The 16,132-nt window shown below is 62.9% G+C and carries 12 protein-coding genes; 7 read left to right on the top strand and 5 right to left on the bottom strand.

Annotation, left to right across the window (positions count from 1 at the left end; genetic code table 11):
* Window positions 1–107 precede the first annotated feature (107 nt).
* Complete coding sequence (lpdA, locus tag ACX80G_RS14395; RefSeq protein WP_459308430.1) at window positions 108–1,490, bottom strand: dihydrolipoyl dehydrogenase; 1,383 nt, start codon at window positions 1,488–1,490, stop codon at window positions 108–110.
* 189 nt (window positions 1,491–1,679) lie between these two features.
* Window positions 1,680–3,218: a leucyl aminopeptidase gene (locus ACX80G_RS14390; protein ID WP_459308428.1), complete on the bottom strand. Its 1,539-nt coding sequence runs from the start codon at window positions 3,216–3,218 to the stop codon at window positions 1,680–1,682.
* Window positions 3,219–3,395: 177 nt separating this feature from the next.
* Between ACX80G_RS14390 and ACX80G_RS14385 the strand changes: the two genes are divergently transcribed.
* From ACX80G_RS14385 to ACX80G_RS14375, 3 genes are all read left to right on the top strand, one after another.
* Entirely contained in the window at window positions 3,396–4,388 is a 993-nt protein-coding gene (locus ACX80G_RS14385; protein ID WP_459308426.1) for a proteasome assembly chaperone family protein, read from the top strand.
* 109 nt (window positions 4,389–4,497) lie between these two features.
* Entirely contained in the window at window positions 4,498–5,745 is a 1,248-nt protein-coding gene (locus tag ACX80G_RS14380) for a DUF4192 domain-containing protein (RefSeq protein WP_459308424.1), read from the top strand.
* A 285-nt stretch (window positions 5,746–6,030) separates the two neighbouring features.
* The gene (locus ACX80G_RS14375) at window positions 6,031–7,281 is read left to right on the top strand and encodes an RNA polymerase sigma factor (RefSeq protein ID WP_459308422.1); all 1,251 of its coding nucleotides are present in this window, start codon (window positions 6,031–6,033) and stop codon (window positions 7,279–7,281) included.
* Between the two features lie 109 nt (window positions 7,282–7,390).
* Here the strand turns inward: ACX80G_RS14375 and ACX80G_RS14370 are convergent, their stop codons facing one another.
* The gene (locus ACX80G_RS14370; protein ID WP_196866630.1) at window positions 7,391–7,615 is read right to left on the bottom strand and encodes a DUF7455 domain-containing protein; all 225 of its coding nucleotides are present in this window, start codon (window positions 7,613–7,615) and stop codon (window positions 7,391–7,393) included.
* 259 nt (window positions 7,616–7,874) lie between these two features.
* On the opposite strand from ACX80G_RS14370, the gene ACX80G_RS14365 reads away from it, so the two are divergent.
* The 3 genes from ACX80G_RS14365 (at window position 7,875) to ACX80G_RS14355 (ending at window position 13,332) form a co-directional block, all read left to right on the top strand.
* Entirely contained in the window at window positions 7,875–9,983 is a 2,109-nt protein-coding gene (locus ACX80G_RS14365; RefSeq protein ID WP_459308420.1) for a DNA gyrase/topoisomerase IV subunit B, read from the top strand.
* Between the two features lie 425 nt (window positions 9,984–10,408).
* The gene (locus ACX80G_RS14360) at window positions 10,409–11,944 is read left to right on the top strand and encodes a glutamyl-tRNA reductase (RefSeq protein ID WP_459308418.1); all 1,536 of its coding nucleotides are present in this window, start codon (window positions 10,409–10,411) and stop codon (window positions 11,942–11,944) included.
* A 344-nt stretch (window positions 11,945–12,288) separates the two neighbouring features.
* Window positions 12,289–13,332, top strand: coding sequence for an App1 family protein phosphatidate phosphatase (locus tag ACX80G_RS14355; protein WP_459308417.1), 1,044 nt, complete (start codon window positions 12,289–12,291; stop codon window positions 13,330–13,332).
* A 305-nt stretch (window positions 13,333–13,637) separates the two neighbouring features.
* Here the strand turns inward: ACX80G_RS14355 and ACX80G_RS14350 are convergent, their stop codons facing one another.
* On the bottom strand, window positions 13,638–14,618 hold the full coding sequence (locus ACX80G_RS14350; protein WP_459308415.1) for a M56 family metallopeptidase: 981 nt from the start codon (window positions 14,616–14,618) through the stop codon (window positions 13,638–13,640).
* A 4-nt stretch (window positions 14,619–14,622) separates the two neighbouring features.
* Entirely contained in the window at window positions 14,623–14,988 is a 366-nt protein-coding gene (locus tag ACX80G_RS14345; protein ID WP_459308414.1) for a BlaI/MecI/CopY family transcriptional regulator, read from the bottom strand.
* Window positions 14,989–15,123: 135 nt separating this feature from the next.
* Between ACX80G_RS14345 and ACX80G_RS14340 the strand changes: the two genes are divergently transcribed.
* Complete coding sequence (locus ACX80G_RS14340; protein ID WP_459308413.1) at window positions 15,124–16,122, top strand: GNAT family N-acetyltransferase; 999 nt, start codon at window positions 15,124–15,126, stop codon at window positions 16,120–16,122.
* The last annotated feature ends 10 nt before the right edge of the window (window positions 16,123–16,132 follow it).

The raw sequence follows: 16,132 nt of genomic DNA, 5'->3' as shown, positions 1-16,132 counted from the left end.
GATCCGGCACCGTGAGGCCGAGGTTGCGAGTAATGCTGGTGGAACGCTTAGAAGCGAGCTTAGTGCACGATGTGTAGCTGCTCCGGGGAGCGGTGGGGCGTGCCGGACTATCCGTGCAGTGCCTTGCCCGCCAGAGCGAGGTGGGCTTCGCCCAGTGCTTCGTTCTGGGTGGGGTGGGCGTGAACCAGCTGTGCGACGTCTTCCGGGTAGGCCTCCCAGTTCACGATCAGTTGCGCTTCACCGATCTGCTCGCCCATGCGGGTGCCGATCATGTGGACACCGATCACCGGGCCGTCCTTCTCACTGACGAGCTTGACGAGGCCGCCCGACCCCAGGATGGAGGTCTTGCCGTTTCCGGCGAGGTTGTACTCCTGGGTGAGGACCTTGTCGTCACCCAGCTTCTCCCTGGCGGCCTTCTCGGTGAGACCGACCGAAGCGATTTCCGGTTCGCTGTAGGTGACCTTGGGGATGTTGACGTCCTCGACGATGACCGGCTTCAGGCCGGCAATCTCCTCGGCAACGAAAATGCCCTGCTGGAACCCGCGGTGCGCAAGCTGGAGGCCAGGAACGATGTCACCGACGGCGTAGACGTTCCCGACGCCGGTGTGCAGACGCTCGTCGGTGATGACGAAGCCGCGATCGATGGTGACGCCGGCCTCTTCGTATCCGAGTCCGTCGGTGACAGGCCCACGGCCGACGGCGACGAGCAACAGATCAGCTTCAAAGGTTTTGCCATCGACGAGGGTGACGACGACGCCGTCGTCGTTCTGCTCGACCTTCTCAAAGAAGGTGCCGGTGGTGAAGTTGATGCCACGCTTCTTGAAGGCACGCTCGAACGCCTTGATGATGGTGGCGTCCTCGTTGGGAACGAGCGAGGGGAGGCCTTCGATGATGGTGACGTCGACGCCGAAGGACTTCCAGACCGAGGCGAATTCGCAGCCGATCACACCGCCGCCCAGCACAATGGCCTTCTTGGGGAGGGTGTCCATTTTCAGCGCGTGGTCCGAGGTGATGACTTTGCCGCCGATTTCCAGCCCGGGGAGGGTCCGAGAGTAGGAGCCGGTCGCCAGGATGATGTTCTTGCCGGTGTAGGACGTGCCATCGACATCAACGGTGTTGGTGGAGGTGAGCTTGCCAGCACCCTCGATCACGGTGATGCCTTTGGACTTGATCAGGCCCTGCAGCCCCTTGTACTTTCCGGCGATGATTCCGTCTTTGTAGGCGTTGACGGCGGGCATGTCGATCGACTCGAAGGTCGCGTTGATCCCGTACTTCCCGGCGGAGCGTGCAGTGTCAGCGACCTCGGCCGAGTGCAGCAGGGCTTTGGTGGGAATACACCCGTTGTGCAGGCAGGTGCCTCCGAGCTTGCCCTTCTCGATGAGTCCCACTGTGAATCCCAGCTGGACGGCTCGGAGTGCAGCGGCATAGCCACCGCTGCCCCCGCCCAGGATCAGGATGTCGAATTCTTGCGCAGCTGCCGTATCGGCCACTTGAACGCTCCCTCGCGTAATCTGTGACGGGCTGATGCGCCCGTCGGTTGATGATTTTGGCGGAATGCTTGGTGTGATCAGGATTCACCCTAGCCGCAGATCCGGCCAGCATCCACTCGGTGTGAGACGATCCATCCCCGGATGTGGGCAGTCTCACCCCGTTCATTGAGGTAAGACTGCCCAGTAGGCTTACCTAACTGTGACAGCCAGATCCTCGGCGTAGGCCAGCAGGGTGCGGACACCGACGCCGGTGGCCTCCTTCGGCGTGTAGCCGTGGGCGGCACCTTCGTTGAACGCCGGTCCGGCGATGTCCAGGTGGGCCCAGGGAATTTTGCGACCGTTTACTTCGCCCACGAACTCGCGGAGGAAGACGGCTGCAGTCATCATGCCGCCGAACTTTTCGCCGATGTTGGCGATGTCAGCGACCTGCGAGTCGAGGCTGGGGCGCAGCTCCTCGGGGAGAGGCATCGGCCAGAACAGTTCGCCTGAGCGGTCAGCGGCGCCCTTGACGGCGTCGACGACGTCGTCGTCGCCCATGACCCCCGACACCCGGCGCCCGAGGGCAATCATTTGGGCACCGGTGAGCGTCGCGATATCGATGAGCGCGTCCGGTGCTTCTTCGCTGGCTGCGGCCAGTGCATCAGCCATGACCAGTCGGCCTTCGGCGTCGGTGTTGAGCACTTCGACGGTGCGGCCGCCGTAGGTGGTCATGACATCCGAGGGGCGCTGGGCGGTTCCGGACGGCATGTTCTCCGCGAGGCACAGCCAGCCGGTCACCTTGATGGGCAGGCCCAGTTCGGCGATGGCGAGGACAGTGTTCAGAACGACGGCGGCTCCGGCCATGTCGAGCTTCATGGTCTGCATTCCCGCAGCGGGCTTCAGCGATAGTCCGCCGGAATCGAAGGTAATCCCCTTACCGACCAGGGCGAGGCTCTTCTTGGCCGAGCCGGGGGAGTATTCAACCTTGACCAGACGCGGCGGGCGGGACGAGCCCTTGCCGACGCCCAGGATTCCGCCGTACCCGTCCTTTTCCAGCCGCGCTTCATCGAGCACGGTGACCTTGACAGGCAGCCCTTTGGCGAGATCCTTGGCGGCCTGCGCGAAGGACTCCGGGTAGAGGTGGCTCGGTGGTTGGTTGACCAGCGTCCGGGTGACATTGACTCCCTGGCCCAGGACGCTGGCACGGCGCAGCGCTGTTTTCAGTTGGCGGTCCTGCGCGGCCGGGGTCACGATGGTGACGCTGTTGACGGGCTGCTTTGCTGGCACGCCGTCTGACGCGGCGCGGACCGACCGGTGCTCGGAGTAGGAGTAAGCCCCCATCACTGCACCTTCGGCAACTGCCGCGGCGGCAGCCACCGTGGCCGCGGGCAACGCGATCGTTACTGAGTCGAGACCCATGAGCTGGCGGATAGCGGCGCCTGCGGCCCGGCGAAGCGTCTCCTCGGTGAGGGTTCCGTCTGTGGGAAGCCGGCCAACGCCGGTCAGTACGAGAATGTCGGCTGTGGTGCCCTCCAGACCCGGCAGCCGGCGCACTTCGTCAGCGCTTCCGGTGATTCCGAGCATGGGCAGGGAGTCGGCGAGTGCCGCCGAGTCCTTCGCCGAGAGCGGCGAGTCGAGCAGGACGGGCCCGCCGGATTGTTGGCCGACGCCGATCACCAGGGCGTCGCCGGCGGTCTTCCTGGAGTCCTTGGTGACAGCTGTCAGCTTGACTTCGCTGGCTTTATTCACTGGGTATGTTCCTCACTTCCATGTGCTGGACAGATTGGTGGTTGGGCGCTCAATGACGCGCCGATCCAGTATCGATCGTAGTCTGTTGGGGAACCTATGGCCGGGCGGAATGAATGTGTGCCCCCCTGGCGTTGGACTAGGTATCCACTAAAAGCCACGAACCTGTTAGGAGGGGAGATGCTCAATCCAGAGACTCTATTCAACGCAAACATTGACCTGATCGACGATCAGCAACTGCGGGGGCTCCCTCTTCTTGCCGGGTTCACCGGGTTTGTCGATGCCGGACACGTGGTGTCCCAGGTAATCGAGGAAATGCTCACCACCCTGGACCACGAGCTGGTGGCGGTGTTCGACGCCGACCAGTTGATCGACTACCGCAGCCGGCGGCCGAGGGTCACCTTCGCCGAGGATCACCTCGCCGATTACCACCCGCCGCGGCTCGAATTGCACCGGGTGCATGACGGGATGGGCGTGCCTTTTCTCCTGCTGGCCGGCTTCGAGCCTGACCTGCAATGGGAGCGGTTTATCAGCGCCGTGACGGGCCTCATTGACCGCCTCCAGGTGCCGCTGGTGTCCTGGATCAATTCGATTCCCATGCCGGTGCCGCATACGAGACCGCTCGGGGTCACCGTCCACGGTAACCGGTCGGACCTGATCGAAGGCATGAACACCTGGCGCCCGACCGCTGAACTTCAGGCTTCGGTGGGCCACCTCCTTGAGTTGCGCCTGATCGAATCGGGACACGACGTCGTCGGCTATGTGGTTCATGTTCCTCACTACCTTGCCGAGGCCGAGTACCCCCCGGCGGCTGTCACCGCGCTGGAGTACCTGGGCGCATCGGCGTCCCTCGTCCTTCCGACTGACCGGTTGCGTGAGGCGGGCCGGGACGTGGAGCGGCAGATTGCCCGCCAGGTTGACGGCTCTGCCGAAGTCAGGGGGGTAGTCTCCACCCTGGAGGAGCGCTTCGATGAGCGCGCAGGGTCGGCTGAGCGGCGCTCTCTATTGGTCAAAGACAACAGCGAGCTGGCTGACGCTGACGAGATTGGTGCAGCAGTGGAGGCATATCTCGCGAGCCCCCAGGCCGCCGACGAGTCGGTGCAGCTGTTGGAAGAGGATCGCAGGGCCGGCGATGCCGCTGACCCGGATGGTGGCGGGAACACCGGACGGTAGGGAATGCCTCCGGTCTCGACCCGTCCTCCACAGCAGTTGATTCGGGGTGGTTGCACACATAGCCCTGGCTACTACGTTGGACGAGTTGTGCGGCGGCCATGCTCGATGTATGACTTCCATCACCACACCCCCTGAACAGCCCTATCAGGTGACCTCGGCGGCGGACATTCTCAGCTATGTCCTTCACACTCTGGGGTTCCAGCCAGCCGAAAGCCTGGTTTTGCTGACCATGTGCGGGAAGCGGGTCGGCGCAACGCTACGGGTTGACCTACCGGATGAGGACGTCGACCCGGGCGACTATGCCGCAGGGGTCTGTTCCATCCTCGCTTCGGACACCTCGGCGGACGGCGCCTTGCTGGTCCTCTACACGACCGATTCGTGGGTTCTGCCCTCGGGCCCACCCCGGCAGGAGCTGGTGCGCTGCCTGAAAAGATCTTTGCACGCGTCGGGACTGCAATTGCGTGACGGGTGGCTGGTCTCCGACACCATTTGGCGCGACTATTTTTGTAACGACCAGGGTTGCTGCCCGTGGCCGGGTCACCCGTTGGACAGCGTGACCGACAGCCCCCTGAACACCGAGTTGGTCTTTCGCGGCAGCAGTGTTGCCCGGTCACTGAGCGCTGCGGTGCAAGGCGACACCCCGCAACCGTGGGCTGACCCGAGTGAGATTGCCCGCCGGTGTCAGAACCAGCAGGATCGATTGGGTCGGCGCTGGACAACTGCACCTCAATTCGCTGCAACCCTTGCCTTATGGGATGTTTTACTGGCGTCCCCAGCTGACCCAGCGCCACTCGACGATCACGACATTACCGCTCACCTCCTGGCTTCGCTCGTTTCCCGTTCGCTCCGCGACGCAGTGCTGGTTTTGGCAGCGCTCGGCAGGGAAACCGCAGTGAGCGGTGCAGCAGGAAATGGAGTGCAGCGTCCGGGCGGGGGTGCTCCTGATCTGCCTCCGGTTGCCTGGGCGTTGCTGGACCTCGAGCCCGGCGATGGGATGCCCACGACCCGAGGCGCCGCAGGCCGGCGGTACACGCGCGAGTTCTGCGACGTGTTGATCGGTCAGCACCGGGGTCAGCTGCTGTGGGATCGGGTTGACGTGGCGCATCATCTGTTCAGCCGGCTGTCGGCTGTGGCGACGGGTGAACCGCGGGTTGCCCTACTCACTATGCTCGGCTGGATTGAGTGGGCCCGGGGGCGGGGGTCCAGGGCCCACGTCTATCTGCAGGAGGCATTGAAAGAAATGCCCGGCTACTCCCTGGCCGGGCTGCTTGAACAGGTGGTGGCCCGCGGCATGCTCGCGGAGTGGACCCGGGACAAGGAACTGGCTTGGCGTAATGGCGCACCGCACGCCGCGTGAGCAGCAGCGAAGCGGTAGATCCAGGGGGGCAGGTGATTTATAGAAGCCCATGAATCGTGCGACAATGGGAATAGAGACCCGGTCGGGTTCGTGTGTCAAGTGGTGTTCTGCAATGTCAACCAACCAACCTTTACGGGATGGTGTGGGAATAGTGCAGGGAGTGGGACTGTTCCTCTTCAGTGAGGAAAGCCCCGTTTAGCCACTTGAATCCACTCACGGACTTGACAGGGTCATAGTGGTGTTGCCCCCTTGGCAACATCACAGACGCCGTATGAAAGGTTCTCTGTGTCGGCCAAGAAGACAACTGCACCGGATGTAACAGAACCCGGGGCAACGACCACCAAACGCCGGGCCGCCCCCAAGAAGGCGGCACCGAAGACCGCTGCCGTCAAGCCGCTGTCAGCGCGGGCCGCCAAGGCCGCTGCAGCCCAGAACGCCGCAGCCGTTGAGGTTGAAGATGACAGCCCCGAGCTCGACGCTGCGGGAAACCCCATCGAGCCAGCTGAAACCACAGAGCGTGCCGCCGCCGAGGCCGAAACCAAGGCCGGTTCAGGCTTCGTCTACTCGGACGCCGACGACGACGACGCCCCCGCGCAGCAGGTCATCTCAGCTGGGGCGACCGCCGATCCCGTTAAGGACTACCTGAAGCAGATCGGGAAGGTAGCGCTTCTGAACGCGGAGCAGGAAGTCGATCTTGCCTTGCGGATCGAAGCTGGCTTGTTTGCCGAGGAAAAGCTGGCGGCCGACAAGGATGCGGCGAAGCCGATGGATCCGAAGCTGCGCCGTGAGCTGGAATGGGTCATTCACGATGGCAAGCGTGCGAAGAATCACCTGCTGGAAGCCAACCTGCGCCTGGTGGTGTCACTGGCCAAGCGGTACACCGGCCGGGGGATGCTGTTCCTCGACCTCATTCAGGAAGGCAACCTGGGTCTGATCCGTGCGGTCGAGAAGTTCGACTACACCAAGGGCTTCAAGTTCTCCACCTACGCCACCTGGTGGATCCGTCAGGCGATTACCCGCGCCATGGCCGACCAGGCACGGACCATCCGTATTCCGGTCCATATGGTTGAGGTCATCAACAAGCTGGCGCGTGTCCAGCGCCAGATGCTGCAGGACCTCGGCCGCGAGCCGACCCCTGAGGAGCTCGCCCTTGAGCTGGACATGACGCCCGAGAAGGTTGTCGAAGTCCAGAAGTACGGCCGCGAGCCGATTTCGTTGCACACCCCGCTGGGTGAAGACGGGGATTCCGAGTTCGGCGACCTCATTGAGGACTCCGAGGCCGTCGTCCCCGCGGACGCCGTCAGCTTCACCCTGCTGCAGGAACAGCTGCATTCGGTGCTCGACACCTTATCGGAACGCGAAGCGGGAGTCGTCGCGATGCGCTTCGGACTGACCGACGGTCAGCCGAAGACGTTAGACGAAATCGGCAAGGTCTACGGCGTGACCCGCGAGCGGATCCGCCAGATCGAATCGAAGACGATGTCCAAGCTGCGCCACCCCTCCAGGTCACAGGTGCTGCGCGACTACCTGGACTAGGAAAATCTTGTCAGCCGGTAACCGGCCTCAACCAAGAAAGGACCCCCACACCTCAGGTGTGGGGGTCCTTTCTTGGTTTCGGGTCGCTCTACGAGCCCGGGTTATGCGCTTAGTCTTCGCTTACCGGTCCGGGTGCTGCATTCAGACGGTTGGTCTCATCCTGCCACTCGGACGTTAGCGGCCTCAGATTCGACTCGACGGAACGCGCGTGGTGGCCACAGAAGAGCAGCTCACCACCGGAGGACTGAAGAACTGCGCGCACATAGGCCTGGGCTCCGCAGCGGTCACAGCGGTCCAGCGCGGTCATTTCGCGGGTTGCTACTGCTGTTGTCATGATTGCCTCCTTGGTGGTTCCTGTAGTTCATATAACCACTATTCGTTGCCGATCTATTGCAAGCTGGGTGATCTTTCGCTGAGCGCGTAGCATCGCCCGGCGGCGTCACACTTTTGGTGGCCGGGTACCCGGCCCGCCTACGCGGAACCGCGGGGCAGGGGGAATATGCTGGAATAATGCGTCCGGGGGTCCCCGGCGTGGCGCCCGATTTCCGGTTTCGCCAAGAACCTGTAGCACCGGCAAAGGAGTCTTACCCAACGTGGCGCCACCCAGCACTGAATACAACGCCCGGCACCTCTCGGTCCTGGAAGGCCTCGAAGCCGTCCGCAAGCGTCCGGGCATGTATATCGGTTCGACTGACTCCCGCGGGTTGATGCACTGCCTGTGGGAAATCATCGACAATTCGGTGGATGAAGCCCTCGCCGGTCACGGCCAAAGTATCAAGGTCATCCTGCACCCCGACGGGTCGGTTGAAATTCACGACGACGGGCGAGGCATCCCCGTCGACTCCGAACCGAAGACGGGACTGAGCGGTGTCGAGGTGGTCTTCACCAAGCTGCATGCCGGCGGAAAGTTCGGCGGCGGGTCCTACACCGCCTCGGGTGGTCTGCACGGTGTCGGGGCCAGCGTGGTGAACGCCCTGTCCTCCCGCCTCGATGTCCAGGTCGACCGCGGCAGCAAAACCTACCAGATGTCCTTCAGGCGCGGCGAGCCCGGCCGCTTCCTCGACGCGAGGACCCCCTCACCGACCTCCAAGTTCGAACCGTTCCTGGAGAGCTCACGGCTTGAAGTGGTGGGTACCACCAAGCGCGGCGTGACCGGGACCCGGATCCGGTATTGGGCCGACCGCCAGATCTTCACCCCCGACGCGAAATTCTCCTACGAAGAGCTCCAGGCGCGCGCACGGCAAACCTCCTTCCTGGTCCCCGGACTGCGGATCACTTTGCGCGACGAACGTCGACTGGCCGGCACCGCAGCCGAGGCCGGACCGTTGGAGGAGCTTTTCCAGCACGACGGCGGGATCTCCGAATTCACCACCTTCCTCGCCGCGGACAGCGCGGTCACCGACGTCTGGCGCCTGCACGGCTCCGGACGGTTCAAGGAATCGGTCCCAGTAATCGGCGAGAACGGGCACAGCGAGATCGCCGAGGTGGAACGCGACTGCGAGGTGGACATCGCCCTGCGCTGGGGGATCGGCTACGACACCACGGTGAAGAGCTTCGTGAACATCATTGCCACCCCCAAGGGCGGTACCCATCAAAGCGGCTTCGAACAGTCTCTTCTGAAGTCCTTCCGCAAGGTGATCGAGGCGAACTCCCGGAAACTGAAGGCGGGAAGCGACAAGATCGAGAAGGACGACGTGTTCGCTGGCCTCACCGCGGTCCTGACGGTGCGGCTCGCCGAACCGCAGTTCGAGGGCCAGACCAAGGAAATCCTCGGCACCTCAGCGGTGCGGGCCATCGTGGCCAAGGTGGTGGAGAAGGAAATTCTCGCGAAGCTGAACTCGACGGCGCGGGGAGACAAAGCGCAAAGTGCCCTGCTGCTCGAGAAGGTAGTTGCCGAAATGAAGTCGCGAATTTCGGCTCGGGTGCATAAGGAGACCCAGCGCCGCAAGAACGCCCTGGAGACCTCGTCAATGCCGTCCAAGCTGGCCGACTGCCGGATTGACGACGTCGAGCGCTCCGAGCTGTTCATCGTTGAGGGTGACAGCGCGCTCGGCACCGCCAAACTTGCCCGCTCCTCCGACTATCAGGCGTTACTGCCTATCCGCGGGAAAATCCTCAACGTGCAGAAGGCATCGGTGGGCGATATGCTCGCCAACGTCGAGTGCGGCGCATTGATCCAGGTGGTGGGTGCCGGCTCCGGCCGCAGCTTTCAACTGGACGCGGCCCGCTACGGGAAGGTAATCCTGATGACCGACGCCGACGTCGACGGCGCCCACATCCGCACCCTCCTCCTCACCCTGTTTTTCCGGTACATGCGCCCGCTGGTGGACGCCGGCCGAGTGTACGCCGCTGTGCCGCCGCTGCACCGGGTGGAAGTGGTCAATCACGGGTCGAAAGCCAACGACACCATCTACACCTACTCTGAACAGGAACTGACCCGGCTGCTCGCCGAGCTGGAAAAGCAGGGCAAGCACTACAAGGAACCCATCCAGCGGTACAAGGGGCTGGGGGAGATGGACGCCGAACAATTGGCTGAGACCACGATGGATCCACGGCACCGCACGCTCCGGCGGGTGAGGATCCAGGAAGCCGAATCCGCCGAGCGGGTCTTCGACCTCCTGATGGGCAGCGATGTGGCTCCCCGCAAGGACTTCATTGTTGCCGGGGCCGCGTCACTGGACCGGGAGCGGATCGACGCCTGAATCGGCGATGGGTTACTTACTTCTCTCCTCCGTGAGAGCCGCTCAGGCGAAGTAGCAATCTATCGGCGACAGGTCAGGGGATCTATCATCACGATCGGACAAGGGCTGCAACGAGGTTCCGGTCGCCAGCCGGCGGTTATACGAACACGTGAATTCCGAAGGCCGAGTTTACGCCTGCTGTGGCGGGGCACCCGGTAGCGGTTGGGCTACCTTCACCGAGGGTCCAGGACCCAATCATCCGCCCTATGTCGGAACTGTTAGAAGGTGGTCCCCGTCGGCAGAGACTCCTTATGCAGGCCCGCTTTACGGACGGAGTCTGTGAGTTTCCAAGATTTCTCAAAGGCCCCGATACCACTGTGTCTGTAAGGAACGCAGAGTCGATGAATGGTGATGCTCCGTGGTAATTCGGTGAGGGGAGGCCAGCAGTGTTTGAATTGTTCCCGGCGACGGGTCTTGCGCATCGAGGAGTGCAGAATTATCCGAGGCTGTTTGTTCTGATTGCCAGGTATCGGGATCTGGACATTGACTCCGCAGCGCAGCTTCATCTCGTTTCGGCTCAGATAACCGCGCAGCTCTCGACGAACAGTGACGCTGTGTCCGGTTCGGTCATTCTGTCCACTTGCAACCGCTTTGAGATTTACTGTGAAGTCGGAGACGCCAGGAACGTAGAGAGCGCATACCTTGATGCCCTCGCAGCTGTTAGCCACTGCTCCGGATTATCGACAGTCAGATTAGCTGCATTGTTTGTGCCGCGTTGGGGGCCGTCCGTCGTGGAGCACCTGTTCGGGGTTGCCGCAGGATTGCAGTCGATTGTTGCGGGCGAGCATGAAATTGCTGGTCAAGTTCGTCGCGCGCTGTTCACTGCGCAGCGAGCAGGTGCAACGAGCGGGCTTTTGATTCGCCTTTTCGAGGCGGCTTCCAGGATTGCGAAGGAAGTAGGCGCGCGGACCACCCTTAGCGACTCCAGCAGATCCATTGCCGCTGTCGCCTTGGACTTGGTCACCGCAGGCCCCTACTTTCCTATGCTGGCCGATGCGTCAGTCATTGTCTTCGGCACCGGCGCCTACGCAAGTAAAGTCTTGACTATCCTTCAGAACAGAGGATGTTCGGACGTCTCGGTGTTTTCGCGGTCAGGTCGAGCGGAGACTTTCGTTGCCAACAGGGGCGCTGATGCCACGGTAGTCACCTCGAACGATTTGGCTGTGGCCGTCGCTAGATCGGACCTCCTCATCGGGTGCAGTGGCATCGGAACGCGTTTCATCCAATCGGAGCTGGCATGTGATGCGCGTCCGACGCACCGTCCTCTCACGATCATCGATCTTGTCCCCAGCCGTGACTTTGAGCTGTTAGTGGCGGAACAGCCGGGCGTTACATTCATCAGTCTTGAGTCAGTCCGCAGGGCTGCTCCTACGGCGGATGCGGAGGCGTTGGTCCAGGCTCGGGGTCTTGTTCAACAGGCTGTACAGCGCTTCGAGGAGCAAGAGCGGAGTCGGGTCGCGGATGTGGCCATCATTGCTCTGCGCCAGCATGTCCAGGGGATTCTCGACCAGGAAATGGAACGCGTGACGCGCCAGCACAGTTCTGTCGCGACGGCTGAGCAGACCAACGCCGCGTTGCGGCGGATGGTCCGGCAGTTCCTCCATGTGCCGACCCTTCGCGCCCGGGAACTTGCGGCAGCTGGCCGCGAGGACGAATTTCGGATGGCACTAGATGTTCTTTTCGCAATCAGGGGCACAGGGGTGAACGGCGAGGGACATCTTGGTAGCGGACGGACTACTACTGAGCCATATGCGTTGAAGGAACGCAAGCCAGTGAAAGGAACCTGCGGTCGTGTGGCCGGTGCATGCCCCCGGTTCTGTGTACTCGACCTTAATGAGGCGGTCGGTCAAAACCGCAGCGAGAAAGACTTGGAAGGGCTGGCAACAGAGCTCGCCGCAGACTGTCGCATGCCAAGTTCATAAGGGCGCAGATGCGGGATGGTCTGGCCGGTAATATCCGCGGGCGATCACTGATGCGTTCTGGTTAGTCTCCAGGTTGTTGTTGGCGCGGTCCTACCCAGCGGGTCCTTTGAGAACATGATCGGGTTGCTGGTCAGTATTTCCCGAAAGGTACAGACCTGTCCGAGGATGTCGTTGACGATGTGTGACTAAACGTCGAGGGAGATTCACCACTTCTCCACTGCAGATCACCACCATAGATCAGTCAACGACCGGCATCCGACCCCACTGCGAGGGTAGGTGTTTCCGAGCGGCCACATCAGGTGGGTTGACGAGACTAGTTTCGTCTTACCGGGTAGCATGTGCTGATGCCTTCGCCTAAAACTGCATTGAGTAAATCACGCCAAACTGCGGTTGCCGTCGCGTACCGCACCGAGACCGGCATTCGGGACCAGCTGGCGCGTCGGGCGACCCGCGGAGGTTGGACACCTGCGATCATTCCGTATTCCGGCTACGCCAGTGGGGGATATGCCCGGGTGCTGGGTCGGGTGGTTCTCGCACCAGCATCGGTCAACCCCGCTCAGCGCCGTGGCATTTCGGGATGGCGGCGCCTCCTCACCTTGGAAAGCCCCGGAACCAAGGTGTCGATTGAACTCGGCGGCACCACAACGGTGGTCACCAGCGACGAAGCCGGCATCATCGACGCGCGGTTGAAGTTAGATACCCCACTCGAGCCCGGTACTGCCACCGCTCTGCTCTCCTCGGAAGGACGCGACCAGGTCCCGGCGGACGTCCACGTCGTGACCCCGGAACCATCCCGAGGGGTCGTCTGCGACATCGATGACACCGCATGGGTGACCGGGATATCCCATCCAGCTCGAGCTGCCTGGCGAACCCTACGCGGGTCAAGCTCCACCCGGCAGATGGTGCCCGGCATGGCTCGTCTACTTCAAACCGCCGTGGAGGATCAGAACGGTCCGGGGGTCGTGTATTTGAGCAACGGTCCGTGGAATTTCGTAGGCCCGGTAACGCGGTTTCTGAATAAAAACCACTTCCCGGCTGGTGCTGTCTTGATGACCGATTGGGGGATTACCCCACACCGGTGGTTCCGGGACGGCCAGGAACACAAGTCGTCATCCCTTGCCCGTTTGCTGGAAGACCTACCAAACATCACATGGGTACTCGTGGGCGACGACGGCGAACACGACCCGAACCTCTACCAGGACCTCGCCAGAAAGCATCCCGATCGCATCGCCGCGATCGCCCTACGCAAGGTCCAGCCATCAGGGCAAACGGGGCAGGACGGAAAGTCAGAGACCGTAAACGGAGTACCCGTTCTCCGGGGCGCAGACGGCGACATCTTACTACCGCTCCTCCGCGATGCACTCAGCAATCACCCGATCAGCGACTGATCAATGGAAGAATACTCGCTGAACGTCCAACCAGCACCAGACAGGACGACCACCCCGACGCGCGCGGGAGTAGAGTCTACTTTTGCGAAGCTACCTGAACTGTTAGTTCCGTTCGATAATGTCCAGCAAGGTGCGGATACTTTTGAACCTGTCGGCCGTAAACAGCCGATCAGCTTCAGAGTGGATGCTGTCGGGTCTGGGCCTGCGGCAGGCCGTTTTGCTGCGCATGAGCGGTCATGCTCAGTGAGGCCGCGCTGCAGGTGGGCAGCTGTGTAGGGCGAGATGAGTGCGACCCTGGCAGGTCCCTAACCCAGCACCCAGGGTGCGATCAGCAGCAGCGTGGGAGCCCCCAGGAGCAGGCCCGAGGTGCCAAGAGCCGTAGCCTGCTGCAGCATCGACAGCGAGGGCTGCGGGGCGAGCAGCCGCTGGACCCGGATGACTGTTGCCCCGGTGTCCTGGCCGCCTGGCGCGCCGGGGTTCAGAGCGACGGCCGCTACCGAGTCCTCGGGCGGGCAGGCGGCGTACGGATCGGGCAGGGACGCTGACGCAACAATGGCGATGGCGCGGGCCAGCACGGGTTCGCTGACCCGCTTCACCGCTTCATCATCGGCGAGCATCTCAATCAGCTCGTTGACCGCACGCTGCGCTAACTGGGAGGTGGGTAGCCACGGCAGCGCGGCACGCCAGGCGGCGAACGCCCAGAGGAGCAAATGATGCCGCTGATGCAGGTGGGCCCGCTCATGCACGAGGACCGCGTCGAGTTCGGCGGCCGTCAGCAGATCTAGCAGCCCGTCGGAGAGGACCGTCACCGAGCGGGCACCCCCGGGGAGGCAATATGCCACCGGGGTGGGGTGGCTGATCACCAGCGTTGCTGGTCGGTTCGCTGCGGGTGAGCTGAGCAGGTTCAGCATGTCGCGGTGCCGTTTACGCTGCCCCCGGATTTTGGCGTAGGTGAGCAGGAGAGTGAAGATCAGGTGCGCGCCCAACAGGCCGGCAGCACTCAGGGCGAAAACATGCAGCAGACCGAGGGAGGCGGCCGACTGGTTCGCGAACACCATGTCGGCGAGCTGGCCGAGTGCCTCCACCAGACTGTCCCCGAGGGGGTCGAGCCCCCACACGAGCATCGCGCCGATCATGGACAGGCCACCGGCCAATGCGATCGCCTGCCACAGGATCATGGCAGTGAACGGTGACCGGGAGGGCCACTTGGCCCGCGACAATGCAACAGGCGCAGGCCAGGCGAGGACGATGGCGAGCCCGGCCAAAAAATGGGCGGCCCAAAACATCCGCTTAGCTGCCGAGCAGTCTACGCAGAGCCTGTGCCTCGCTGTCGGAAACGCTGCCAATAAACCGTGCCAGCACGGCTTCCCGGTCTGGAGCGGTGACGAGGACTTCGTGCATCAGTTCGGCCGTGTGCTCCTCACGGCTGGTAATCGCGCGGTAACGGTGCGGGCGGGTTTCCCGTTCACGCTCCACGAGCCCCTTCTTCTCCAGCCTGGACAGCACAGTGAGCACTGTTGTCACGGCAAGTTCCTTGCCCGCTGCCTCATCGGTGGCCAGCGCCAACAGATCGCGTAAGGCGTTGGCGGTCAGAGCCCCGGGGGTGCCCCACAGCAAATCCATAACTGTGCGTTCAAGTTCTCCGAGGGTGGCCATGCACGTCCTTCATTGCGGGTGTGGATTACAACTCCAAATCTACTCCTTTTCCCGGCAAGGTTCTACATGCGGTAGAACAGGTGGCCGGGTTCTGTGCGGGTGGTTCAGCGCCCGGCAGTGCTTTACGCTTTTGCCATGACCACGTCAGTGTCGGAGTTCTTTCCCATCGGAACGCCGCTCCAGTGGCGTCCCATCACACTGGACGACATCGGTGCGTGGCAGGACTTGCTCCTCCGCATGGCCGAGGAGGACATGCCGGACTGGGTGGAAGAGCGAGCCGACCTCGAACAGATCCTTGAGTCGTCGAAGACAGACCCGGTGAAGGACACGCTCCTGGGGGTCGACGAGGGCGGGGTGCCCCGAGCCGTGGGTGCGATTCAGCTGAACCCTGGCTCCACCGTGATCCACAGCATGGGTGGGGTGGATCCCGCCTGGCGGGGCAAAGGCATCGGTGCGGCCCTCTACGGCTGGCAGGTCGGCCGGGCCCGGCGTCGTCTAGACGACGCCGACGACGGCAACGTGGCAGGCGTTCTCCGCACCTACGCTGCCGAGAGGGTGCCGTCGCAGCTCGCGCTGCTGGAGGCAACTGGGAACACGGTGGTCAGGTACTTCACGGAAATGACCCGGTCGTTGCAGACCGACATCCCGGACGTCGGGATCGCCCCGGGTCTAAAAATCGTGACCTTCACCGACCGACTCTCCGACGCCGTCCGGCTGGCCCACAACGAGGCGTTCCAGGACCACTGGGGGAGCGAGCCGCGCGACCAGGAGTCGTGGCAGTTCACCGTGACCCACCCCGAGTTCAGGCCCGAGTGGAGCCTGGTCGTGGTGGACGAGCCCACGGGTGAGGTCGCCGCGTACCAGCTGGCCAGCTTCGATCCGGCGTCCAGGGAACTGCTAGGCCACACTGAGGGCTACACCGATCTGCTGGGTGTGCGGCGGAACTGGCGGGGCCTCCGCCTCGCCCCGGCCCTGCTGGCCGAGGCAATGCGACGGTTCAAGGCCGACGGGATCGAGCACGCCGGGCTAGGCGTGGACACCGAAAACCCGTCGGGCGCCCTCGGCCTGTACGAGCGGCTCGGCTACGAGCCGACCCACCGCGTGAGGGTTTACGAACTGCCCATCAAGGTTTGACTCCCCGCCG

The sequence above is a fragment of the Arthrobacter glycogeni genome (assembly GCF_054510815.1).
This window is presented reverse-complemented; position numbering and strand designations above follow the sequence as displayed.